General features: G+C 71.7%; 2 protein-coding genes and 1 pseudogene. All 3 read right to left on the bottom strand.

The features are described from left to right. Window positions 1-91: 91 nt before the first annotated feature. A complete protein-coding gene (locus ACQKM2_RS40815; protein ID WP_427719268.1) occupies window positions 92-706 on the bottom strand; it encodes a TetR/AcrR family transcriptional regulator in 615 nt (204 codons plus the stop codon). Between the two features lie 29 nt (window positions 707-735). Beyond that, complete coding sequence (locus ACQKM2_RS40810; RefSeq protein WP_427719265.1) at window positions 736-1782, bottom strand: agmatine deiminase family protein; 1047 nt, start codon at window positions 1780-1782, stop codon at window positions 736-738. Window positions 1783-1817: 35 nt separating this feature from the next. Next, window positions 1818-2184: pseudogene (locus ACQKM2_RS40805) on the bottom strand (urease subunit alpha); the annotation flags it as partial.

Here is a 2184-nt window from a genome sequence, read left to right as displayed (position 1 = left end):
CCGGCCCCGCACCGCCGCAAGCTCCCCAGCCCTCATACAACCAGCGAACTACCAGACACCCGACACGACAAGACCAGCTAACAAAGCACTACTAGTCGGCGAGGGTTTCGGCGAGGAATTCCGCGACGTGTTGCAGGATGTCCTCGCGCCCTATGCCGGGCAGGCCCACGGCGACCTGGATGCTGAACCCGTCGAGCAGGGCCCGCAGCCTGGCCGCGAAGCGGTCGGGGTCCACCGCCCGGAACTCGCCGCGCGAGATGCCCTCGGCGAGCAGGGCGACCAGGTCGCGGTGCCAGGCGCCCTCGATGGCGGCCTGCCGTTCGCGTTCCTGGGGGCCCGCGTTCTGGGACCGGTTCCAGACCTCCAGCCACAGGGTCCAGTGCGGGTCCCGGGCGCCGTCCGGCACGTACAGGTCCACGTACGCCCGTACGCGCTCGCGCGCCGGACCGCGGCGGGCCAGCAGGGCCCGCCGCTCGCTGCCGAGGGCTGCCTCGCTCCACTCCAGGGTCTGCAGCAGGAGCTCGTCCTTGCTGCCGAAGTAGTAGAGGAGGTGACCGCTGCTCATGCCGACCTGGCGGCCCAGGCCGGCCATGGTCAGGCCCTCCAGCCCGCGCTCGGCGATCGTGGCCATGGCGGCGGCGAGTACGTCCTCGCGCGGGGGCGCGTTCTTGCGCGCCGCCCGTACCGGTACTCCACCCGCCACCATGGTCACTCCTTCACGAGGTCCGCCTCGGGTCAGACCTTCGGCTGCTGCTGGGTGATGCAGTGGATACCGCCACCCCCGGCGAAAATCGTACGTGCGTCAACGAGCGTCACGGTCCGCTCGGGGAACAGTCCGCGGAAGATCTCGGCGGCCTCCTCGTCGCGCGGGTCGTCGAAGGCGCACAGCACCACGCCGCCGTTGCAGAGGTAGTGGTTGATGTACGAGTAGTCCACCCACTCGCCGTCCTCCTCCAGCACGGTCGGCGCGGGGACCTCCACGACCTCCAGCAGCCGGCCCTTGGCATCGGTGGAGGCGCGCAGGATGGCGGCGATGGTCTTGCAGCGCTCGTGGTCCGGGTGGGCCGGGTCGGGCTGGGTGTGGACCATGACCACGCCGGGGCGGGCGAAGGCGGCGACGATGTCCACGTGGCCCTGGGTGCCGTACGTGCCGTAGTCGCCGGCCAGGCCGTAGGGCAGCCAGATGGCCTTGGTGGTGCCGAGGTGGGCGTGGATCTCCTCCTCGACCTGCTGGCGGGTCCAGCCGGGGTTGCGGCCCTCGCCGAGCTGCACGGTGTCGGTGAGGAGCACGGTGCCCTCGCCGTCGACGTGGATGGCGCCGCCCTCGTTCACCAGGCGGGTGCTGTAGGTGCGGGTGCCGACCACGTCGGAGATGTGCCGGGCGATCTTCGAGTCGTGGTCCCAGCGGGCCCACTCCTGGGCGCCCCAGCCGTTGAAGGTCCAGTCGACGGCGGCCAGCTCGCCGGCGTCGTTGGTGACGAAGGTGGGGCCGATGTCGCGCATCCAGGCGTCGTCGAGCTCCTGCTCGACGAGCTGGACGTCGTCGCCGACGATCGCGCGGGCGCTCTCGGCGTCGCCCGGGGAGACGACGAGGGTCACCGGCTCGTAGGCGCGCACGGCGCGGGCGACGGCGCCCCAGGCCTGGCGGGCCTCGGCGAGCTCCTGCTCGTTGGTGAAGGTGGGGTTGGGGCTGGGCCAGGCCATCCAGGTGCGCTCGTGGGGGGTCCACTCGGCGGGCATCCGGAAGCCGTCGTTCACGGGCTTGGCGGGCTGTGCAGTCATGGCGGGAGTCCTAACGGGCTTACAGGCTGTGCCGGTTAAAAGAAGTACAGGCGGTTGAGGGAGACCGAGTCGGCCGCTTCGGAGCGCAGCGGTTCCCCGTCGAGGGAGACGAGTCCGCTGCGCGCGTCCACATCGACCGCGCCCACCCGGGAGTTGAGGAGCATGTCCTTGGGGCCGATGCCGCGGGTGCCGCGTACGGCGACCCGGCGGCGCCGGGTCGGCATCTCGTCACTGCCCAGGGCCGCCGCGGCGGCGGAGACGAAGGCGACGGAGATGTCGGCGGCGGTGGCCCCGTACGAGCCGAACTGCGGGCCGAGGACGAGGGGTTCGCAGGTGTCGGTGGCGGCGTTGGGGTCGCCGGTGACCCCGTACGCGGGGAAGCCGGACTTCAGCACCAGCTGG

This window comes from Streptomyces sp. NPDC004126 (assembly GCF_050275515.1).
Taxonomy (GTDB): Bacteria; Actinomycetota; Actinomycetes; order Streptomycetales; family Streptomycetaceae; genus Streptomyces.
The sequence above is the reverse complement of the archived record's forward strand: the minus strand, read 5'-3'. Positions and strand labels throughout refer to the sequence as shown.